The organism is Pseudomonas sp. Kh14 (assembly GCF_900291005.1).
GTDB lineage: Bacteria > Pseudomonadota > Gammaproteobacteria > Pseudomonadales > Pseudomonadaceae > Aquipseudomonas > Aquipseudomonas alloputida.
The window spans coordinates 137,437-157,079 of record NZ_OLKJ01000028.1 but is presented as its reverse complement, the minus strand read 5'-3'; the positions used below and the strand labels follow the sequence as shown (position 1 = coordinate 157,079).

General features: G+C 62.6%; 23 protein-coding genes. All 23 read right to left on the bottom strand.

The genetic code is table 11. The annotated features are described in order from the left end of the window. Window positions 1-7 precede the first annotated feature (7 nt). The 23 genes from FQ668_RS14525 to FQ668_RS14415 all read right to left on the bottom strand — a co-directional run bounded on the left by FQ668_RS14525 (window position 8) and on the right by FQ668_RS14415 (window position 19,643). Entirely contained in the window at window positions 8-3,868 is a 3,861-nt protein-coding gene (locus FQ668_RS14525) for a phage tail tape measure protein (protein WP_144180365.1), read from the bottom strand. A 131-nt stretch (window positions 3,869-3,999) separates the two neighbouring features. Next, window positions 4,000-4,296, bottom strand: coding sequence for a phage tail assembly protein (locus FQ668_RS14520; RefSeq protein ID WP_098090186.1), 297 nt, complete (start codon window positions 4,294-4,296; stop codon window positions 4,000-4,002). Window positions 4,297-4,345: 49 nt separating this feature from the next. After that, window positions 4,346-4,855, bottom strand: coding sequence for a phage major tail tube protein (locus tag FQ668_RS14515; protein ID WP_088512436.1), 510 nt, complete (start codon window positions 4,853-4,855; stop codon window positions 4,346-4,348). Between the two features lie 12 nt (window positions 4,856-4,867). After that, window positions 4,868-6,034, bottom strand: coding sequence for a phage tail sheath family protein (locus tag FQ668_RS14510; RefSeq protein ID WP_144180363.1), 1,167 nt, complete (start codon window positions 6,032-6,034; stop codon window positions 4,868-4,870). A gap of 63 nt (window positions 6,035-6,097) precedes the next feature. Continuing rightward, window positions 6,098-6,421, bottom strand: a complete 324-nt coding sequence (locus FQ668_RS14505; protein WP_144180361.1) for a hypothetical protein — start codon at window positions 6,419-6,421, stop codon at window positions 6,098-6,100. A gap of 66 nt (window positions 6,422-6,487) precedes the next feature. Next, entirely contained in the window at window positions 6,488-6,952 is a 465-nt protein-coding gene (locus tag FQ668_RS14500; protein WP_144180359.1) for a hypothetical protein, read from the bottom strand. Window positions 6,953-6,969: 17 nt separating this feature from the next. Further along, window positions 6,970-7,731 (bottom strand): hypothetical protein, encoded by a 762-nt coding sequence (locus tag FQ668_RS14495; RefSeq protein ID WP_144180357.1) that lies wholly within the window; start codon window positions 7,729-7,731, stop codon window positions 6,970-6,972. Between the two features lie 6 nt (window positions 7,732-7,737). Beyond that, the gene (locus FQ668_RS14490; RefSeq protein ID WP_144180355.1) at window positions 7,738-8,604 is read right to left on the bottom strand and encodes a phage tail protein; all 867 of its coding nucleotides are present in this window, start codon (window positions 8,602-8,604) and stop codon (window positions 7,738-7,740) included. Then, complete coding sequence (locus FQ668_RS14485; RefSeq protein ID WP_088512442.1) at window positions 8,601-9,323, bottom strand: phage tail protein I; 723 nt, start codon at window positions 9,321-9,323, stop codon at window positions 8,601-8,603. The genes FQ668_RS14490 and FQ668_RS14485 overlap by 4 nt, the downstream gene beginning before the upstream one ends. Further along, entirely contained in the window at window positions 9,320-10,300 is a 981-nt protein-coding gene (locus FQ668_RS14480) for a baseplate J/gp47 family protein (RefSeq protein WP_144180353.1), read from the bottom strand. Before FQ668_RS14480 ends, FQ668_RS14485 begins: the two co-directional genes overlap by 4 nt. Next, a complete protein-coding gene (locus FQ668_RS14475; protein ID WP_144180351.1) occupies window positions 10,297-10,623 on the bottom strand; it encodes a GPW/gp25 family protein in 327 nt (108 codons plus the stop codon). The genes FQ668_RS14480 and FQ668_RS14475 overlap by 4 nt, the downstream gene beginning before the upstream one ends. 2 nt (window positions 10,624-10,625) lie before the next feature. Continuing rightward, window positions 10,626-10,793, bottom strand: coding sequence for a hypothetical protein (locus tag FQ668_RS14470; protein ID WP_256677201.1), 168 nt, complete (start codon window positions 10,791-10,793; stop codon window positions 10,626-10,628). 141 nt (window positions 10,794-10,934) lie between these two features. Continuing rightward, window positions 10,935-11,255 (bottom strand): hypothetical protein, encoded by a 321-nt coding sequence (locus FQ668_RS14465; protein WP_056804588.1) that lies wholly within the window; start codon window positions 11,253-11,255, stop codon window positions 10,935-10,937. 7 nt (window positions 11,256-11,262) lie between these two features. Beyond that, the gene (locus tag FQ668_RS14460) at window positions 11,263-11,865 is read right to left on the bottom strand and encodes a phage baseplate assembly protein V (protein WP_144180347.1); all 603 of its coding nucleotides are present in this window, start codon (window positions 11,863-11,865) and stop codon (window positions 11,263-11,265) included. Next, the gene (locus FQ668_RS14455; RefSeq protein ID WP_144180345.1) at window positions 11,862-12,392 is read right to left on the bottom strand and encodes a hypothetical protein; all 531 of its coding nucleotides are present in this window, start codon (window positions 12,390-12,392) and stop codon (window positions 11,862-11,864) included. The genes FQ668_RS14460 and FQ668_RS14455 overlap by 4 nt, the downstream gene beginning before the upstream one ends. Beyond that, window positions 12,385-13,047, bottom strand: a complete 663-nt coding sequence (locus FQ668_RS14450) for a hypothetical protein (RefSeq protein ID WP_144180343.1) — start codon at window positions 13,045-13,047, stop codon at window positions 12,385-12,387. The genes FQ668_RS14455 and FQ668_RS14450 overlap by 8 nt, the downstream gene beginning before the upstream one ends. Then, window positions 13,044-13,358: a hypothetical protein gene (locus FQ668_RS14445; protein WP_144180341.1), complete on the bottom strand. Its 315-nt coding sequence runs from the start codon at window positions 13,356-13,358 to the stop codon at window positions 13,044-13,046. The genes FQ668_RS14450 and FQ668_RS14445 overlap by 4 nt, the downstream gene beginning before the upstream one ends. A gap of 2 nt (window positions 13,359-13,360) precedes the next feature. Continuing rightward, entirely contained in the window at window positions 13,361-14,356 is a 996-nt protein-coding gene (locus FQ668_RS14440; RefSeq protein WP_144180339.1) for a major capsid protein, read from the bottom strand. A gap of 60 nt (window positions 14,357-14,416) precedes the next feature. Next, window positions 14,417-14,764: a head decoration protein gene (locus FQ668_RS14435; RefSeq protein ID WP_088512452.1), complete on the bottom strand. Its 348-nt coding sequence runs from the start codon at window positions 14,762-14,764 to the stop codon at window positions 14,417-14,419. Beyond that, window positions 14,761-15,912, bottom strand: a complete 1,152-nt coding sequence (locus tag FQ668_RS14430; RefSeq protein WP_144180337.1) for a head maturation protease, ClpP-related — start codon at window positions 15,910-15,912, stop codon at window positions 14,761-14,763. The genes FQ668_RS14435 and FQ668_RS14430 overlap by 4 nt, the downstream gene beginning before the upstream one ends. Next, on the bottom strand, window positions 15,909-17,390 hold the full coding sequence (locus tag FQ668_RS14425) for a phage portal protein (RefSeq protein ID WP_144180335.1): 1,482 nt from the start codon (window positions 17,388-17,390) through the stop codon (window positions 15,909-15,911). Before FQ668_RS14425 ends, FQ668_RS14430 begins: the two co-directional genes overlap by 4 nt. After that, a complete protein-coding gene (locus FQ668_RS14420; RefSeq protein WP_056806607.1) occupies window positions 17,387-17,593 on the bottom strand; it encodes a phage head-tail joining protein in 207 nt (68 codons plus the stop codon). Before FQ668_RS14420 ends, FQ668_RS14425 begins: the two co-directional genes overlap by 4 nt. Window position 17,594: 1 nt before the next feature. Then, the gene (locus FQ668_RS14415; RefSeq protein ID WP_144180333.1) at window positions 17,595-19,643 is read right to left on the bottom strand and encodes a phage terminase large subunit family protein; all 2,049 of its coding nucleotides are present in this window, start codon (window positions 19,641-19,643) and stop codon (window positions 17,595-17,597) included.

The following is a 19,643-nucleotide window of genomic DNA, read 5'->3' as shown; positions in this document are numbered from 1 at the left end:
GCCCTCCTTAAACATGCGGTTGGTCGAACAGTTGAGCCGACGCCATGCGCGCCGATGCTTCGCGCTGCCAAGCCTCAAACAGCCGGCGCAGAGGCGTCTCGATTTCACGGACAACCTGCGACGGGTCTTTCACATCGCCCTGCACGTCAATCTTGATGGTTGGCGAGAACGAAAACGCCTGATCCACCTTCGGCGCCGATACCACCACAGGCTCAGCCGCTTTGGCTGGCTGAGCCAGTTCGAGCACCCGAGGTGGCAACGGTGCCGACTTGACAACCATGTCACGCACCACATCCCCGAAACCGGCCGGCAGCGTTGCCAACGGTGGGACAGGTGGCGAAGGTGCGCCATCGGCGGCGGGCCTACGTTCGCGACTATCGATCACCACAGGCACCGGCGCTGATTTAGCAGGGACCTCGCGTACCGTTTCGCCCAGCTTCACCGGCACCGGTTGCGGTTGGGCTTGCGGTGGCACCAGGCCTGCCCCCGGGAAACGCACCTTGTTGACCGTCAACGCCGCCAACAGGTCGGGATCCTTGGACTCGGGGTCGCGCGCGTCATACGACACTGCAGGCGCAGTCGGCGCTGGTGTAGCTACGGCTCGCACTGAGTTGCCCAACTTCGGCGCTTCCTGCAGCACTGGTCCAGGCACAGGGTCAGGTTGCGCCGGCGGCGCACCCGGAACACGCAACTTGTTTGCCGTCAATGCCGGTACCAGGTACGGATCCTTGGATGCGGGGTCGAACGCTTCAGGCTCCGCAGGGGCCGGGGTGGACATCGCTCGCACCGTTTTGCCCAACCTCGGAAGCTCCTGCAGCACCGGCGCTGGTTCAGGCTCGACCACAGGCTCAGGTTGCGCCGGCGCCGAAGCGGTCACCGCGCGGAGCGTGTCGCCTAGCTTCGCCGGTGGCTCCTGCAGGATCGGCACCGACTCGGGTTGAGGCTCGGGCGGCACCGGTGGCCGCACCGGTGCCGCACCCGGGATACGCGCCTTGCTGGCCGTCAGCGCGGGCACCACGTACGGTTTTTTGGTCGATGGGTCCGGCGGGTCATACGACACCTCAGACTCAGTCGGGGCCGGGATGGCCACGGCTCGCACGGTGTCGCCCAACTTCGGCGGCGGCTCCTGCACAATCGGCGCGGCCTCAGGTTGAGGCTCTGGCTGCGCCGGCGACCGCACCAGAGCCGCCCCCGGTAAGCGCACCTCGTTGGCCGTCGGGGCGGGCACCACGTACGGGTCTTTGGACGCCGGATCTAGTGGGTCATACCACACCTCAGACTTGGCCGGCACCGGGGGTGCTACGTTGTGCACCGTGCCACCCAGGGCCGGTACCGGCGCCGCCGGCACTGGCTGGGTAACAGGCTCACGGTTGTCGATCACAACCGCCGTTACAAGAGCAGCCTTCGGCGCTGCAGGCAAGGGGGCCGAGTTAACAGCCTTGGGATCTGGCTTGTCCTTCTGCGCCGGTGCCAAGGTTACCTGTACCGCCTCCTCATGCGCCGGCGGACTTTCCGGCTTCGCCGTGGCCTCGGACTCGGGTTGTTCATCGCCAAACCAGCGCTTACCCAGCCACCCGCCGAGCGACTCGCCACCCATGCCACCCAGTACAGCGCCGATTGCGCCACCTACTGCAGTACCTATGACCGGTACCACCGAACCGATGGCCGCCCCAGCAGCCGCGCCGGCAAGCGTTCCCGCAAGGCTGCCAGCTGCACCACCGTACCCCTCTGCCTTCTCGTCTTGAGAGCTGGCGTTCATCGCGACATCAATCGCAGCAACACCGGCGTCAATCACATTCCCGCCAGGCAGTCGCTTGGCAAGACGCGTAACGCCCCGCACCGAGCGGGCAACCCTTCCCAACTCTTCAACGCCGGCTACCATCTTCGGCGCAGTAACTGGAATAGCGGGCTTCACCAGTGGCAACTTGGGCGCCTCAACCTTCACCCCGGGCCGTGCTGGGGACGCTTGCCTTGCCTCTCGTCTGCGAGCCCGGCGCCGGCTTCTACGACTACCCCGGGCAGGTGCAGCAGAGGCGCTGTTTGTGACGCTACTGCCGATCCCGCTAAATGCATCGGCATTGACCACGAACACCCGCTGCGTGTCATCACGGCCTGCTAGCGGGTCGTTCGCCGGCGCCGCATCCTTCGGCGTGGCTCCAAACACCTTTCCCAGCAGGCCAAGGCCGGTATCGACCACTTTGCTGCCCGTCTTAGGCTGCTCAATGGGCGTACGATCGCTACGGCCCGCCCGGCCGGCCATCCTCTCCAAGCCTCGACCGCGCGCGATGTTCAACACACCACGCCCGATCTTGAATGCGCTGGATGCAGTCTTGAGTGCGAGGATGGCCGCCACGGTACCGGTTATGCCAGCGACGACAGCCGGGAAGCTGTCAGACAGCGAGGTAATGCCACGGGCGACGGCAGTCAGGCCTTTGGACGCCATATCAGTTGCCGGACGGATAGCGTCGCCAATGCTGCGCATTGCGTCGTCTGCCGCCTGGACCGTCTCGGCCCACTGCTGCGCCGAGGTTTCACGGCGCTCGGCGAGGTTCTTGTCGAGGATGCCCGAAGCCTTTTGCGAGTCGGCTTTGAGTTCCTCATACAACCCTCTGTTCTGCCCGTAAGCAGTCAACGCCGCCTTGACCTGCATGTCGGCGAAGATATCGCCCGTGCGCAGGGTCTTTTCCAGCGCGTCCAGTGCGGCCTTGGCTTTCTCAGGGTCGACTTCCTTGTCGATCTTGGCCTTGGCCGCCTCGATCTGTTTGGCCTTCGCCGGATCGGTTGCCTCGACGTACTTCATGGCCAGGGCCATGGACGCCTCAATGACGTTCATGCCCTTCTGCAGGCCGGTATTCAGCGACGACTGGTAATCAATGCCAGCGTCCTTATAGGCCTTGACCACCTCGCCAGAACCGATCTTCTCCATCCAGTTCTTGAAGTTGTTCGCCGCGTCGTCCGAACTGCCGGCGGTCTTCATCTGCACCTGCAACATCGAGCCGAGCGAGGTCACCGCATCCAATCCGGTGATCCCGTTTTTCTCCATGCCGGCGAGCAACTGCGGGAACCACTTGGCCATGTCGCTGGCCTCGAAGCTACCCGCCTGGCCTTGGTAGGCGATCGCCTCCAGCGCCTGCTGCATCACCTTCGGATCGCTGATCTTGGCGTTTTGCTGCAGCGCCTGGATCATTGATGCAGTGTCGACACCCGAAGATCCCTGGCCAATCGCGAACTTGGCCGCGACCGGGGCATACGACAACGCCTTGTCCAGCTCCATGCCAGCGCCGACCAGCTGGTTGACCAGGTCAGCCACATCGTTGCGCGACATGCCTGTGTCTTGGGCGGTATCGATCACCGTCCGGGTAAGCTGCCGCTCCTCCGGCTTGTTGACAATGTCGGCCTTGATCGCAATGTCACGGATGACCGCTTGATAATTCGCGCTGATCATCGTCGGCACTGCGGCCATGCCCGTGGCAACTACGGCCTGGCCGATGTTCGACTTCATCGAGGCCTTGCCAGCCTGCAGTTGCTGGTGCCCCTTGAGCTGCAGATCGGCGCTCTTCGCCTCACGCCCCAGCCGCTGATATTCACGACTGAGGCGACCAACCTCGATGCCCTGCTTGCGCAAGGTATCCAGATTGCTGTCCAGCTTGCGCTGCAGTTTGTCAGCACCCGCAGCACCGCTGTCGTGCGCACGCTTCCACTCTTCGCGCAGCTTGATGGTTTCGCCAATGGTGCTCTTCAGCACCTTGGCCCTGTTGCCTTTGGCTTCCAGCTTCTGGATGCCGTTCTCGACCGTCTTGAACGCTGCGCCTACCGATGAGGCAACAGCCCCCCCGATCACCAGCGATAACGCTAGCCTGCTTGCCATCGGTGCCCCCTGTGCAAGCTCAATCCGTGAGCCACCAGACCATGTCCGCGTAGGACATGGTCAGGATCTCTGCGGCGGAGAAATTCAACTCAGCCGCAAGTCGCTTGGCTGCTTGCTTCTGTGTGGCGGGATTAAAGCTCGTCGTCTCGCACCAAAAAGTTGTAACCGGTCGCCAGGCGGTTGTAGTCCTTGTAGGTGAGGCCTTCCAGGTCCTTGACGTGAACGTCGGCCAGGGAGGCGAACAGGTTCAGCTCGCGCTGCTCGTCGTCGCCGTCCGAGGTCTGGGTCGAATTACGGATATCGCGCACAGTTGGCGCCCGCAGAGTGATGGTGTCTTGCTGAACGCCGTTGAGCTGGGCCGGGCTGGTCAGCGTTACGGTGACGCGGTCGGCTTCCAGTTTGATGAATTTCGGCAGTGGCTTGGCCATGGATTTGGGTCCTTGATACGAAAAGGAATGCGGGAAAGGCAGGGGGGGATTACAGGCCGAGGTCGCGGCGCTGGCTGGCCAATTGGTCGACGCCATTGATGACGCGCTTCATGCCGGCCGGGTCGATCTCGTAGATGACTTCACCCGCGACCTCCAGCTTGTAATAGGTCAGGGCCACAGCGTGCTTGAGCTCTGCCTTGTCGCCCGGCTTCCAGTCACCCATATCCAGCTCTTTCAAGGTGCCGCGCTGGGTGACGATGACCGCCTTGGTTTCCCCCTTCTGGCCCTTGAACGATCCACGGAAAGTGCCGTTGAACGCGTTGCCATCAGCCAGGCCGTAAAACTTCAGCGACTCTTTACGCACGCCGGTGGTGGTGAAGTTGGACTCCATCTTCTCCATGCCCACGTCCATCTCGATAGGCATGTCCATGCCACCAGGGCGGTGCTCTTCCATCTTCAGCGTGAGCTTGGGCAAGGTCAGGCTGGGCACATCGCCCTGGAAGCTGACACCGTCCACAAACAGGTTCATGTTGGCCAGAATTTCGGGAATCATTGCCATGTGATGCGCTCCTTACGCGACTTGGTCGAGGACTTCGGTCAACCACTGATTGGTGACTTCGATACGGAAATTCGGGTTTTCAGCCGGCGGAACGTCGGTAAAGCGGATGTTCCAGTACACCTTGCCCTGCTCGAGCTGGCTGGCCGTGTTGAGCACCGGGTCGGCGTAGACCTCGAAGTTGATGATTGCGCCCTGGGCTTTCAGGTCGCGCATGAAGGCCTGCAGGCCCTCGGTCACATCGCGGATGTAGGTGGAGGTAATACCCCGGTCTACCGCCCACTTGTGGCCATACAGAATCGCGTCCATGACCATGTCCATGGTCCGCACACGGGTGACGAACGCCCATTTCGAATCGCTCGACAGCGTGCGGTTGCCCCACAGGCGGAAGCCGTCGTCACGGATGATGGTCGCGATGTTGGCGTTATTCAGCAGGTTGGCCCGGCACGTCTCGTCGCCGTCCAGGTACTCGATGGCACGGGTGGTGCCGGTGATGCCGACAAACTCTTTGTTGGACGGCGACGACCAGAAGCCGTATTCGCTGTCGGTGTAGGCAAACACGCCTGCAGCCCAGGCAGAGGCCGGCGCGTCGATGGTCGCGCTGGTGGTGGTGTCCCACAGCTGCACGCCGGGGTCGACCATGTAAAGGCGCTTGGAGCCGAACGACTTGGCGTAGGTGGTGGCCGCCTCGTCGGTGGTGCCAGGGCCGTCGATGATCGCGACCGCGCGCAGCTTTTCCGCAATCGACTGCATGGCGGTGGCCACCGCTTGGGTCGCGCTGTGCTTGGGCGCGACGATCAAGCGCGGCTGCGCATTGAAACGGCTTTTGCCATCGAGCAGCGCCTGCAGTCCGGTACGCTTTCCGCTGGCCTGCACGCCGCCAATGATCCCGGAGGTTTGCGCGGCACCGTCGACCACCTTGGCCACGCCGGTAGCGACGATCACCGCCTTGGAGCGGGCATAGATGGCCTGGCAGGCCTTAGTGATGGCCGAGGCCGCGCCGAACGCGGCGACCGCCTCACGCTCGTTGGTGATCAGCACCAGGTCGCCGGCCTTGGCCGTGGCGCCGGCGCCTTCGGTGAAGGTGTCGACCAAGCCAATGATCGAGGACGACGGCAACGCGACGTTGCGCGCGCCGGTGTCGACGTTCGTTACGGTAACGCCGTGAAAAAAACCAGACATTTGAAACTCCAGGAAGCACAGGGCCGCGTCATGCGCGGCCCGAGGATGGGAGAAATAAACCTGTCAGCGCTGCAGGATCTGCAGCACCTCGACCAGCAGCGCCACCATCAGGCAGGCCACCAGAGGGCAGAAGAAGTCGAGGCGACCGTCTACGGTCCATCGCCAGATGCGCAGGCCGTCGTACCAGCGCAGATTGGCCAGATGCACCGCCTCGACGTGCGCCAGGTTGCGCTCGCCCTGGGTGTACTCGCGACCAGCGAAAAAGAAGATGCCGGCAGCGGCGCCGGCCCAGTGGCCAGCGGGGAAGCCCAGCCAGGCTAGGACGCCCCACAGGGCGACCATGATCAGCAACGCCGCCAGGACGTGCTCGAAGTGGGTTCGATTCATGCGTGCCCTCCAGGCACAAAAAAAGCCGCTTAGCGGCCCTTGGGGTTACAGGCTGAAGAACCAGGCTTAGGCGTCGATGCCTACGCCCTGCGCGCTTTCCTTGATGGCGGCAATGGTCGCATCGGTGATGGTCTCGGCCTCGGCGTGCGAGGTAGCCCTGAGCACTTCCTGCTTACCTTTAAGGCGCAAGGTGCGGAGGCTCAACAGCGCCTGATTCCAGGCCTCGGCCTCGGCCAGAATGCTGTCGGCAGCGGCTTGCGGCTCCAGATCTGCCGCATCGGCCCAGGCTTTGACGTAGGCCGGGGTTTCGCCGACATAACCGGCCTGCTGGAATGCACGGGCCTCATCGGCAGCGCGCTGGTGCTCCAGGGCACGCAACGGGTCATTGATCACCGTCGCGCGCGACACATCCGCCGCCTGATCGATCTGGCTCACAGCAACCAGCAGGGCCGCCCCGAGCGGCAGGTTTTCGTAGTTGTAACCGGCGTAGAACACGCCGCCAAAGTCGATGCTCAAGTTACGGGTTTGCATGGGGCTTGGTCTCCGAATTACAGGGAAGCGAGGTTGGACATGACGTGGCCGAGGTCTTTCACCAGGGCACCGGCGGCCACGTTGCTGACGTAGCGGCCAGCGAAGCCACTCGGGAACTGCACGTTAGTGGTGGCCAGAATCACGCTGCTCGCAGTAACGCCGATGAAGTTGCCGAACCAATCCGGCGCCATGGTGACCGCGACGTTTTCCAGCGACACGTTGAAGACGGTAGGCACGTTCACGCTAGAGAAGCCACGGAAGAACGAACCAGCGCGGGCGTTGTTCGGCGCCGGATTGAAACCTGCAGGAGACGGCAGGTAGATATCCATGTCTCGGATCGAAATCAGGTTCGATGCCAGATACATGTTGAGGCCGGTCATGTTGGTGGTGGTGACGTTGTTGGCGTCGGTGCTGGTGACATATTTGGGCTTGAGCTTCGGGCGTACACCGTTTTTCGCCACGCCCGACAGGATTAGAACCGAGTTCAGCGAGCCGATACCGGCTGGCATGTCGTAGTCGTCCATGACGTATGCAGTACAAACGCCGCTGGGCGGGGTGACCGCGATAGCCTTGTTGATTGTCTTGAAAGGCAACAGCTGGGTACCGGGGTTGGTATCAAGGCCATTGACCGGATCGACATACCAGGAGCGCGAGGTTTCCGGCGCAGCGGCGATGGCCGCTGCGACAGCCTTGTCGATTTCGCTTTTCTTGGTGCCGAAATAGTCGATCAGCTTGTTGGTTTGCGTGACCAGGTTGGCTACATCAGATTCGAGACTCATGGGGTCTTATGCTCCAAAGGTGTTTTGGCTTACTAAGGTTTGCAGCGCGATGACGGCCGCTGCGTTGCTGATTGACACGCTCAACAGGTTTTCCCGGTCGGTGTCTTGGCGCAGCTCTGCGGCCTGCAGACGCTGCGTATGGTTGTCGAGCACTACGCCGGCCCGTCGCAAGGCCTCGGCCAGCACATCCAGCTGATCCTGCCGCTGCAGGCCGCGCAGTTGGTCGGCCACCACTGCGGCGGCGTTGCCGATAACCCCGCTGGCCAGGCCTTCGCGGTCGGCTTCCTGGCGTCGTTCCACATCCGACATGCGCGACAGCAAGCGGGAAAGCTGCTCACCCGCCACGCGCTGCCATTGGCCTTGCTGGTCTAACTGGTCTTGCCGCTGCAGGCCGCGCATCTGCTCGGCAATCAATGCCTGCGCCTGCGCAGCCAGCGGCCCGGCCAAGCTCAGGCTCAGCCCGGCCTCGTTGCTGATGATCGTCACGCTGTCCGCCGGCAGCGCCGCCAGCGACAGGTCATAGGCCAGCAGCAAGTCGGTGTCCGCCGACTTGTAGGCCAGCGGGGTGGATGAATCGGACCACACCGCCAACAGGGTGCCGTCGCTCAGCAGAAAGCCGATTTCCCGCACCCAAAAAGCGCGGTCGCCATCAGCCAGGGCGGTCAGGTGCAGCAAGGTGCTACTCAGGCGCTCTCCGCCGGCAATCGGGTACTTGGCCGTTTGCGCAACCAGGCTTTTCTGATCGGCCGACGGCGTGTAGCCCGAGGTGCCCAGGACAACATGGGTGATCTGCGCTGCTATGCCGGTGTTATCGGCACGCAGGATCGCCGCCAGCCCCACCTTGGTGATCACAGGTTGTAACGCGGTACTCATAGAACAGCCTCCATCGTGCTGCGCACGACGACTAGGGCACGGGTCGCACTGGCGACCACAAAGCCCGATTCAGCATTGATCGGCACGCCAAGGGCCTCGACAGAACGCCGAGACACGCCGAGCGACCGGGTGGCATTGGCGAACTGCAGGCCCTGCACCGCCACGTCGATCTGCACCGCTTGGGCATTCATGCTCAGGCGGTGCAGGCCGCGCCCTCGGGCAACATTGGCGAACAACAGACCGCCATCGAAGCGCGCTCCCAGGCGAAACTCGTAGTGGCTGCGCTCGTTCTTTGCCGCGTCGACCAGAGCGCGCAAACGCTCCCCCAACTGCGGCGAGATAATCGAGCCCTCTCCCTCGCGGTTCTCATTCGCCCAAGCGGTGAGCTGGAACGTGTACGGGGCCGCGTTCGGGATCTCGTGCCAGGGCTTGTAATCCGCGTTGACCCGCACCGCCTTGAGTACCCGCCGGATCGCGCCGACAGTGCCCTTGGTCTTGTGGACCGGAATCGCCTCGTGGACCAGCTCACGGCGCTGGGCGGTGGTGTTGGCCGCCTCCCAGCCTTCGACCTTCCAGGCCCAACCGAGCCACGGCAGGAAGTCCGGCGGGCAGCGCGTCGAATCGGCAATGCCTCGGATGATTTCCGGGTCAATGCCCTGCTCGCTGGCCGCCTCCAGCGAGCGCTCCAGCAGGGTGGCGTTATGCGGCAACAGGCTCACGTCGCCACCTTCGTGGTCAGCGTGATTGACGTGCAGTTGGGGTAATGACGCTTGTCACACACGATGCCTGCAGTCGGGTACACCAGATCAACCTGGCTAATGCCTGTTACGTGTAACGCCGCGTAGATCGCCGACAGCGTCAGCTGCCCCTCCAGGCTTCGCGCCTTGGCAATGGCCGCGTCCAGGCCTTTGCGGGCAGCCGCCTGGACCACCGCCGGATCAGGCCCCGCATTAACATGCAGAACGGCTTGAATCCTGACGTCGATCGGGGCGCCTATCTGCACGCGCGGGCGATCAGTGACAGGTCGCACGCTTTCGGCCGACAGCGCCGCCTGCGCCGTGGCAACCAGCTGCGCCGGCGGCGTGGTGCTGTCCAGCCTGGGCAGGATGGCCAGCGACACATCGCCGGGTAGCGGGTTGGCCAGACCGGCGTCGTAGTCGCAGACCACTACAATGGCTCCATCCGGCAGCAGCGCTTTAACTGCGGCATCGACCTCCACCCCAGAAAACCGGGGCGAGTCGACCGAAACGTTAGCCAGCTCGGCCGAAGCGCTTAGGGCATGGTACTCATACGCCCCGCGACTTCCGGCCACCGATAGCGCCTCAAGCGACAGCCGCGTGCGATAGAGCAACGCATCGTCGTCTTCCATCACCGCCGCCACCGGCGGCACTGCATCGGGGTCGGCCGTGCGGATCGTCAGCCGCCGCACGTTGTAGTCGGCGGCGCGGTTGTCCAGGTCGGCCCCCTTGGCATAAGCAAGCAAGCTGGCCTTGGCCGCCGCGTTGACCCGCGCCCGCATCAGCAGCTCACGGTAGGCCATCACCTCCATCAGCTTGACGACCGGTTCAGACTCCAACAGCGCCGTCCACTGGTCGCCCATGTGGCCACGGAAGATGCCCAGCACCTCCTGATACAGCGTCTCAAAGTCCAGGGTTTCCACCACATCGGGCGGGGGCAGCAAAGACAGGTCAATCATGCGCTCACCTCCACGACGGCCGAGTTGCCCAGGTACTGGCCTGTCAGTTCCAGACCAATCTGGCCATCGAGCACGGAAATCACCTTGACGCGCTCCAGCTGGACACGCGGCTCCCAGCGGCCCAAGGCGCGGGCCACCTCGGCCTGCACAGCGCTTTTCCAGCCTTCGTTAACCGGCAGGTCGACAAAGCGGCGCAGGTGGCTGCCGTATTCAGGCCGCATGCGCCGGCTACCCAAGGGGGTGGTCAGAATGTCCTCAATCGACTGTTTCAGGTGATCGAGGCCCGAAAGTGGCTGGCCGGTTCGCCGGTCCACGCCAATCATGGTTAGCCGTCCAGACGCTGCAGGTCAGCGTGCCCGCTCAGGAACGCCAGCGCCTCGTCGTCGTCGGCCGGGACGGTCACGCGGCCGGCCAGCACGTTGAACTCGCGCAGATTGTTGCCTGCCTGCAGGAACAGCGAGCGCGAGGTGTAGGCGCTGTCAGTGAAGGACACGCAGGCCGGCGCGACAGGTTCAGCAGCGGAGGCGGCCGCGTCCGTAGCTGCGTCATCCGCAGCTGTTCTCTTGACTGCCATAAGGATCTCCAGAAAAGACGAAACCCGCAAAAGCGGGCCTCTATGGATTGAGTTTCAGGATCAGCGATGGCCGGCAAAGGCCTGCTCAACCGCCGATTTGATTGCACTTGCCAGCGCCTCCGGATCGAGGTTTCCCGACACGTTGATGGTGATGGCCGGGGCTCGGGTCGGCCGCGGCGTAGGGATGTAGCGCCCAGACATAAGCGCCATTGCCAGGCCTTGAGCGATTTCTTCCGGGTCGTTCTCACCCGCCAGCAGCCGACGCCAGTAGCTCAGCATGCGGAAGTGATCCGCAAAGCCGGTGATGCCGTAGCCAACCATTTTTTCGACCATGTGACGGTCGGTCCCATTAATCGGGGCCTGCGGGTCCTGTTCAGCCATATCAACCTCAGTGCTTGTGGTTCGGCGTGTTGCCGGTGGTGTCGATAATTTTCCCGAGGCCGAGGATGTCGCCCGTTACTTGTAACGGCCCATCGATCTGCACGGCGCCCTGCAGGGTGATCATGGTTGCCTTGGCCGTGATGCTCTCGGCCTCGGCACCGATCGCCGTCGACTTGGCGGTGATCGCGTCGTCGGTCAGTACCGCCTTGCTGCTGCCGACCTCGATGTTGACCGTGCCGGTGGGCAGCTTGATGGTGTAGCTATTGTCCGCCCAGTCGTAGACCAGGGACCCGCCATCATCGAAGCGCCACACCTCGACATGGTCGCGGTTGTCCGGACGCTCGCCGGCATTGCCGTACAGGCCGGGAATGAAAGTGCCCTGAGCGGGGTCACCGCTAGGACTGATCAGCGCGCCCTGCTCCCCCAGACTTGGTGCACGCCAGTGTCGCGCCTTGCCGGCAGCCAACGAGTGCCAGCGCACCCAGGCACTGCTCCAGCCGGTACCGTCCGACATGCGCAGCTTGCCAGCATCCAGGTCGACCGCTACCACATAGCCTTTGATCACGACGCAGGCCAGCATCCGGTCGTGCTCGGCGCTCGCGTAACTCACTCCAGAGCCTCAGGCGATTGGTAGAGATGCTCGTTGCCTAGACCACTGTCAGGATCGAAGGCGACCACCAGCGGGCCGGGTTCTCGTGGCCACGGCCACTCTTCCTCTCCGAGATAGATGACCTGGGTCCACTCAACCACCCAGACCGCGTAACTATCCAGCTCGGGCCGGCTCCAGTCCCGCTCTGCCCTTACGAACTGGGCAAACTCAACGGCTAAGCCCCAGGACTGCATCCGTAGCAGGACCGCCAGCTGGGCCGCAGCGAAAGCGGCCACATGCAGACAGTTGGGCACCTCTACGCCAACAATCACTCGCGCCTCGAAGCGAGCATCGACGGCAGTTTCACCTGTGCCAGGATCCTTGTCCGCACTCTCAAGGCCAGCCAACTCCAGCACTATCGCTGGCATCGGCACGACCTCGATCCCGTCCGGCATGGTGCCGACATAGGCGAGCCCGGGGATGGCAGCACTGATGTGTTGTTCAATCGCCGCGTAGATCCCAGCGAGAGGTATTGGGTCATCAACCATTGCCTGTTCTCCGCAAATACTTCTGCAGTTCAAAGTTCAGCTCTTGTTCAAGGACCACCTTCAACCGTTCGTGAGCGCGGTTAGTCCAGGCTTCGAAGTGAGGTCGAACGTCATCGAGCGAGATCTTCGCCTTCGCCAACGGGAAGCGACTGTCGTTCTCGGAAATCCAGCCGGACCGCCGTCCACCGCCACCGGAGACTTCGCTTTCCGGGTAGTCGGCAGCATCGAAGTGCTTGCTGGCTGTGCGAATCCAGATATCCGGTTTGCCCCCGTATACCTGCCGATAGAACGCCCCCGGGTACCGGCGCCCAGCCACCGAGACACCTGTTCGGGTTTGCCGAGGACGACCAGCGCGACTGGCTTCGATGGGTCGGATACCGAACCACAGCTTTCCTTGCCCGTTGCTACCCATCGGGAAAGCCTTAATCCGCTGCCTCACAGCAGCGATAGCGATACGCTCTTGCCGCCCCACCTCACGCGCAACCTGCCCGCGAAGCCAGCGAAGCGTTTTGTTAATCGCACGTCGTTGAGCTGCAGACATGGCCTTGGGTACCAGCTTGGCAAAGTCCTCGAAGCCTTTGACGTCTTCCGGGCTCATCTGCAGGGTCAACAGCCCTGCACTGGCTGACAACTTGTGATAGCTGCCGACACTCATGGTGTTTTCCTCAGAACGAGCGTTACCAGGCCGTCGCCGCCTGGCTCTATGCGCGTGATGATGTAGTTGCCACCACCGTCCTCTGGCGGGAGATCGACCACCACACTCTGCCGCGTATCGACACCCGCGTTGTCACCAACGCGGATGACCAGGTGCGGCTCACGCAGGCCAGTATTGATCTGGCCGAGCTTGGGCTGCAGCCACGGCGCCGAAAACATACCCAGCACTTCACGCCCCTCGATTAGAGCGGTATCGCCCAGAACATCGAACACCACCGCGTCCACGTCGTCGATCAGGTCGCGGAAGCCCATGATCAGGCGGTCAGACGGATAACTGCACGGGGACGCGTGCAGATGTGCAACGGGTTGGACTGAGCCTCACCTGCAACACCCTTACCGAAGGGCATCTCCTCCAGCTTGCTGTAATACGGCAAGCCTTCGGTGTTGACGGTTTCCATGTAGTCTGCCGGCGCGTAGACAGACAGGAACAGTTCGGAAACACCCTCCGGCACCAGGCGCGCTTCATCGTCAGGGACGAACGGAACACCCGCTACCTTGCCCCGGTAACGCTCCCAGCTGATACCACCGAACTCGAACGTTTCACGCCCGTCGCCACGAAGCGATGCGGCCTGCTGGCTACCCTTGTAGGTATCGACAACCGAAGAGTGGGCGATAAGTTTCTTCCAGAACGTCTTGCCGCAGAAAGCGCGGGCACCGGTAGTGGTCACGTTGCCGAGCGCATCTTCTTGCATGTCCAGGGCATCCACGCACTGCACCTGAATGTTGGCATTCGGGTCATTCAGCCCCATCGACTGCTTCTGCTGCGACACCCCGAAGACCTTGTAGATGTCCAACAGCACTAACGAGCCGTCTGCATCGAGCACCTTGCCGTTGATTGCCCCCATCCGATGAAACTCGTGAGTGGCATCCAGTTGGCGTTTCGCCTTGGCCAGACGCTTGTTGACCACATCCTGTACGGCCTGTAGTTCCGTCAGCGTGCCGAACGCGCGAATACCCTGGATCTCATCTGCCTTGATCGCAAAGCGCTGCGGCAGGTGAACAGTGTTGAACGGGATCAGAGTGCGCTTGCTACCACCCACCACCAGACCAGAGGTACCGCGCTCACCCGCCGGCACCAGGGCAAGCGTGTCGCCGTCTTTCTCGATCTGCACGGTAAGGGTGGCGACACCCTCTTCCTGGAACAGGCCAAGAGCTGCGAGGCGTCCTGGCACGTATTCCTGATCGTTAATAGCAGCGGTGAGTGCTGCAACGCCGAACGCGTCGTCTTGGAAAATGGCAATTTCAGCCATGAGGTACTCCAAAAAGTAAGAACCCCGCTCAGGGCGGGGTTGGGATGAGAGAGAGTCGGGTCAGCGCAGGATGATGAAATGCGCTGCCAATGCCTGTTCCGCATCGGCGTCGATGCCGGTCAGCAGGGCCTCACTGACCTCGGCCAGCCGAACCACCGCGCGGCCACGCCGAACTGTTTCGGACTCGCCGAGCGAGGCATAGAGAATGCACACGGCTTTTTCGCTGCCGTCTTCTGCAGCGGGGTCGTAGGCAGTGAATTCGCTGCTGGCTGTTACCAGGCCAAGCACTTGGCCAGCGACCAGACCAGGACCAGCAGCGACGTTGATGGCTTCGCGGGATATCTTTCCTGCACCCTCGGAGAGCAGGAACTCACCGGCGTGCACCGGCTCCTGGCGGATGTTACTCATGGTCGTGCTCCTTTATTGGCGGCCTGCCGGCGGGCAGCCCAGATGCTGGATGGATTGGGTAACTGCGCCTTGACCTTCTCCTGCTCATCGTCGGCCGGCGGCAAGGCGTTGTTGATCTCGAAGCCCTTACCGGAGCTGACAATCTTCTCGAACAGCCGCGCCCGCACCGCATCAGCGTCCAGGCCGGCAGCGACGTACTCTTTCGCGAGCTCGGGCAACCGCGCCGCGACACAAAGACCGTGCACGGCCTTGGCCTTCTTCAGCGCTGCCTGCACCGTGCTAGCGTCAATCAGCTTGGTCGAAGCTATAAGCGTTTCAGCCAGGTTGCCGATTCCAACCTTGGCGCACTCCTGAGTGATCATGAGCGCCAGCGTCGCTGCGTCAGCAACTTCAGGTTTTGTGGGCGCAGGCGGCCTTAGTGGGTCTTCAGCCGGCGGCTTGCTGGCCAACTGATCAAGCAAGGCCTGCGGGGTTTTCTGATAGCGGGCCATGGCCGCGCCATTGCCCAGACAAGCGCGGACTTGCACGCCGGAGCCGATCTCATCGACGAGCCCGAGCGCGAGCGCCTCCTCAGCGGTCAGCCAGCTTTCAGCGTTGACCAGGCGACGCAGCTCGACTTCGTCGATGTCAGGCGATTTTGCCTTGTAAGCCGCAATGATCACCTCGAAGGCTTGGTCGAGCACATCGGCTACCCGCCGCAGCTCTTCGGCGTCGCCTTCGATCCAGGTGTAGGGGTTGTGAATCATTAGGATCGCGTTGGACGCCATCACCACCCGGTGGGCGCCGCATACCGCTACGCTACCTGCACTGGCAGCCAGCGCATCGATACGGGCGGTGCAGCGCTCGCCCAGCCGGTGCAGCGCATTGTGGATGGCCACGCCTTCGAACAGGTCGCCACCGTTGGTGTTGAAGGCCACCTGAACCGGTGAGACACCGTCATCGACTGCCTTCAGGTCGCGGAGGAACTGATTGGCGGTGATGCCCCAGCCACCGATCTCGCCATAGATGTAGATCTCGATCGGGGTTGGCTCAGCGTCTGCAGCGCCCTCGACTTTAGTGGCAGCGCTGATCCGGTACCAGTGCTGTTCGTTTTCGGGCTGCTGCGTGGGCGCCTTGTTGAAAATACGGAGGGGTTTCAAGGGGGTCATGTTTTCTCCTTTTCGTCGGGATCGTCATCGACCGCCGACAAAGTGCTGTACTTGATACCCAGGACCTTCGCCCTGGCGAGATCGGCGGCGTTCTCTTCGTCCACCACTTCGGCATCCGTACCGTTGCGCAAGCAGGTCTCGCTGCGAGTGGTGAATCCAGCCGCGATTTCCATCTGCCGGGACTGGACGTCTTGAACGGGATGGATGTAGGCCCAGCCTTGGGGCACCCAGCGGGTGCGCTGGTATTCGCGGCGCCGCTGCGAGTAGTCCGGCAGGTCGAGCGCCCCGGCCAGCACAGCCATGTCTAACCAAGCTTTCCGCACAGGACGGCACAACTGGTGGACGTAGACCTGGAACTGGAGCTGCTCCAGCCGGCGTCGAAACTCGTTCAGCACCACGCGGATCGCCCGGTCGTTCACGCCTTGCATATCGCCGGTCATCAGCTCGTAGGGCAAGCCGGTACCGGCAGCAGCAGCTATCAGTTGCTGCCGCATGAAGTCGCGGTAGTTGTTGCCTGCGTCCGGCGGATCGGAGAATTCGATCTCCTCGCCTGCCCCCAGCTCCTGCACCGTGCCGGGCTCCAAACCCACCATTGGCGTGAACCCATCCCGGTCGAGGTCGACGGCCGCCCCGGTTATAGGATCAAGCTGTGGCCGACCATCCGGCGCTGGCTTTCGCACGAAACCTGCGAACAGGTTGGCCACTTCCTGCCGGAACAACACCGCATCATCGAAGTTGTCCAGGCTGCGCAAGCGCTTCAGGACGGGCGCGAGGCGCGGCACACCGCGCAGCTGCCCCGGCTCCAGTGGCTCGAAGATGTGGAGCATCTGCTCGGCGGGGACACGTACCAACTGGTTGTAGCCGACATTCAGCGAGGACTTGTCGCTGGGGTGGACGCGATAGCACCAGTACGCCACCCGCCGCCCCATGCCGTTGAACTCGATCCCTGCGCGGATGACATTGCCGAAGCGGGTCACCTCGAACTTGTCGTGCGGGACGAACTCTGGGGCCAGGCATTGCAGCTGCAGCGGCACGGCGTAGCCATCCTCCAACCGGCGCGGACGCAAGCGAACGAAGCATTCGCCCGACTGCTCGACCGTTCGGGCCACCAAGGCCTGCAGGCCGTAGAAATCCGTGAGCTGATCAGCATCAGCCTCATCTACCCAGTCCTCCCACAGGACCTGCATCGCCTTGCGCACCTCTTTGTCGGCGAGCTGTGGATGCGGCGTAATGCCGGTGCCGATCAGGTTGCTGACACGCTTATCGATGACGTTGGCAGCGTATGGATCATTGCGCACCGCACTGCGCGAGCGAGAACGCAGGTTGCGCAAGGCCGGCATGATCAGGCTGTTCACACCGGTATCCGGCGCATCCCACCCTGACGAGCGCCGCCCCTCGGCGGCGCCTTCGTAGCTGGCCTTGATCCGCTCGGGCACCAAGATTCCCGAGCGGCCGATGGACATGTAACGCCCGCTCATAGTCCCTTGCCCCCGTGGTAGAGGCGTGTAACGCGCGAGCGCGGCCCCGCTGCCTTGACCAGTTCGGACTGGATCAGATCGCGGGCCTTGATCAACTCGTCAACCGTTCGATACTCGACGGTGCGGTCCGAGTACCGAACGATCTTTTCACCACGCGCGATCGCACGCTCGACGGTGGCGAGGTCTGCTTTCGTGTATGCCATGTCAGCGTCTCTTTAGGTAGCCGCTGCTGGAGCTGCGGCGTTGCATGGGTTGCGGCGCCGCCCGAGGGGCCTGCTGGGGTGGCGGCGGATCGCTGCGCCTGACCGGCGCCGGCGGAGTTGCAGACCTCAACGGTGTATCGTCTTCGTCCTGATCGTCGGCGTCGGGCTCGGCAGCCTGGGGCCGGGCTGGCTGCGGTTCGCCTTGCTCGAAGAGGCTCGCCTGCGCGAGCGCCTGCCGCAGCTTGTCCCAGTCGTGCTCGACGTAGCGGTGAAGGCCGAGGAAATAGGCCATGGCCAGGTTGTACACCATGAGGTCAAGCGCCTCGTTTCGCTCTGCTTTGCTCTTGATCCATTCGAACCGCTCATGACCCTTCACGTACCGGACGACCTTGCGCTCGGCGACACACTGCTGGAAGAACTCATCGGGCAGGTCCTTGGCGAAATGCAGCGCGCCAGGCCCTTTTTCAAAGTTGTAACGGTTGTAGATCCAGTCTTTGGCCGTGTCGGTACCAACAATCCACAACTCGGCACCATTGCGTTCGGTCTGGCCTTTCCAGGTGACGTCAACCTGTGACGGACGCTGGGCGATCACAGCCTTACCCGGCTTGCTCGCACCCTTGAGCGCGAACACGTTGCGCCATCGACGCACACGGGTGAACTGGTAGACCTCATGCGTATGGTGACCGCCGGAGTCAATGCCAGTGGCCAGGATCGCGAGGCTCACCCCACAAGGGTGCCGGTAGCGATGCTTCAAGCGGTCATCTAGTAAAGCCCAGGTACGTTCGTCGGCCGGGTCGCCAGGGATCACCTGGTGATCTACTATCCAGCGCTCCATGCCGGCGCCCCAGGCCATAACCATCATCTCGAGGCGGTTGGCTTGGACGTCAACGGAGGCCGTCAGCGCCAGCGCTCCCACAGGCAAGGTGCCCAGGACGTAGTCCTCCTGCAGCGCGCGGGCCTGCAGCACCTCGGCCTTGGTCTGCTCAATTGCGCTATCCCAGACCTCAGCCAACCGGGTGTTGTAGAAAACCTGCATGGGGTGCAGATTGCCGCGATTCTGAGCAAGCTTGGCTTCTTCATATTCCCGAGCCAACGTGGCCCAAGATTGCCAACCTAAAGGGGCATATAACGCACTTAGGTGGAAGCTCACCGTCTCGCCATCACCTTGCGCATGAGCGCGCCACTCACCTTTGGTCAGCATATCTGCCTTGTGGTGCTCCTCAATGAGCACATCGCACTCAGATCCCGCGCACTGGTAGTGCGTGGTGCTGAAATCAGCCGAATACAACAGCCGCTCCCAGACCAACACCTGCATGTGCCCGCAATGCGGGCAAGGCACGTAGTAGTGCCGCTGATCCCCCATCATGTAGAGGTCATCAATTCGTGACATGCCCTTGATGAGCGGAGAGCTAGAAAAGTAGAACTTAGCGTTACGCCCAAACGTACTACCCCTAGCTTCGGCCAGCTTGATCGGGTCACCTTCCTGGTTGACGTCCACCTCCCATCGATCAACCTCATCGCCATACACATACCGAGCCGAAAGCTCAGACAGGTTGGCCGCCGAGCCGGCCGTAGTGGCAAACAGTGCGCCACCATCAAATTCCTTGGTATCCAATGTATTACGGGAATCCCTGGACCGGACAGCCGCCACCCGCGCTTTCAGCTCAGGGACTGAATCGATGGTCTTGCCGATCCGAGAAGACACCCGCTTCGCCAAGCTCCCGGTGGGCAGTAGCGTCAAGATGTTGGCCGGAGCCATGTGGATTAGCGCTCCGATCCAGTTCAGGGCGATCTGCGTTTTCATCAGCTGCGAGGCGATTTTGGTTACCACCCGCTTGCACGGGTGAGCAGGTGACAGGCAGCGCATAGGTTCGCGGGCATACGGCGTACGCGCGGTGCGATACTTGCCAGGCTCTGCGGCACCGGTACCACGCGGGATTCGCATGTACTCATCTGCCCATTCGTCGACCCAAAGATCAGGGTCAGGCGTAAGCCCACGGCAAAACGCTTCGCGGTACACCTCTGCACCGTCTGCGTATCCGGTGGGCAT

What these genes read in the sequence shown, in the direction of transcription:
- FQ668_RS14490 (WP_144180355.1), bottom strand. Translation starts at nt 8,604, where the DNA reads ATGAGTACCGCGTTACAACCTGTGATCACCAAGGTGGGGCTGGCGGCG.
- FQ668_RS14525 (WP_144180365.1), bottom strand. Translation starts at nt 3,868, where the DNA reads ATGGCAAGCAGGCTAGCGTTATCGCTGGTGATCGGGGGGGCTGTTGCC.
- FQ668_RS14500 (WP_144180359.1), bottom strand. Translation starts at nt 6,952, where the DNA reads ATGCAAACCCGTAACTTGAGCATCGACTTTGGCGGCGTGTTCTACGCC.
- FQ668_RS14520 (WP_098090186.1), bottom strand. Translation starts at nt 4,296, where the DNA reads ATGGCCAAGCCACTGCCGAAATTCATCAAACTGGAAGCCGACCGCGTC.
- FQ668_RS14440 (WP_144180339.1), bottom strand. Translation starts at nt 14,356, where the DNA reads ATGGCTGAAATTGCCATTTTCCAAGACGACGCGTTCGGCGTTGCAGCA.
- FQ668_RS14430 (WP_144180337.1), bottom strand. Translation starts at nt 15,912, where the DNA reads ATGACCCCCTTGAAACCCCTCCGTATTTTCAACAAGGCGCCCACGCAG.
- FQ668_RS14420 (WP_056806607.1), bottom strand. Translation starts at nt 17,593, where the DNA reads ATGGCATACACGAAAGCAGACCTCGCCACCGTCGAGCGTGCGATCGCG.
- FQ668_RS14465 (WP_056804588.1), bottom strand. Translation starts at nt 11,255, where the DNA reads ATGGCTGAACAGGACCCGCAGGCCCCGATTAATGGGACCGACCGTCAC.
- FQ668_RS14425 (WP_144180335.1), bottom strand. Translation starts at nt 17,390, where the DNA reads ATGAGCGGGCGTTACATGTCCATCGGCCGCTCGGGAATCTTGGTGCCC.
- FQ668_RS14495 (WP_144180357.1), bottom strand. Translation starts at nt 7,731, where the DNA reads ATGAGTCTCGAATCTGATGTAGCCAACCTGGTCACGCAAACCAACAAG.
- FQ668_RS14445 (WP_144180341.1), bottom strand. Translation starts at nt 13,358, where the DNA reads ATGGGCTTCCGCGACCTGATCGACGACGTGGACGCGGTGGTGTTCGAT.
- FQ668_RS14515 (WP_088512436.1), bottom strand. Translation starts at nt 4,855, where the DNA reads ATGGCAATGATTCCCGAAATTCTGGCCAACATGAACCTGTTTGTGGAC.
- FQ668_RS14415 (WP_144180333.1), bottom strand. Translation starts at nt 19,643, where the DNA reads ATGCCCACCGGATACGCAGACGGTGCAGAGGTGTACCGCGAAGCGTTT.
- FQ668_RS14475 (WP_144180351.1), bottom strand. Translation starts at nt 10,623, where the DNA reads ATGATTGGCGTGGACCGGCGAACCGGCCAGCCACTTTCGGGCCTCGAT.
- FQ668_RS14480 (WP_144180353.1), bottom strand. Translation starts at nt 10,300, where the DNA reads ATGATTGACCTGTCTTTGCTGCCCCCGCCCGATGTGGTGGAAACCCTG.
- FQ668_RS14510 (WP_144180363.1), bottom strand. Translation starts at nt 6,034, where the DNA reads ATGTCTGGTTTTTTTCACGGCGTTACCGTAACGAACGTCGACACCGGC.
- FQ668_RS14450 (WP_144180343.1), bottom strand. Translation starts at nt 13,047, where the DNA reads ATGAGTGTCGGCAGCTATCACAAGTTGTCAGCCAGTGCAGGGCTGTTG.
- FQ668_RS14455 (WP_144180345.1), bottom strand. Translation starts at nt 12,392, where the DNA reads ATGGTTGATGACCCAATACCTCTCGCTGGGATCTACGCGGCGATTGAA.
- FQ668_RS14435 (WP_088512452.1), bottom strand. Translation starts at nt 14,764, where the DNA reads ATGAGTAACATCCGCCAGGAGCCGGTGCACGCCGGTGAGTTCCTGCTC.
- FQ668_RS14505 (WP_144180361.1), bottom strand. Translation starts at nt 6,421, where the DNA reads ATGAATCGAACCCACTTCGAGCACGTCCTGGCGGCGTTGCTGATCATG.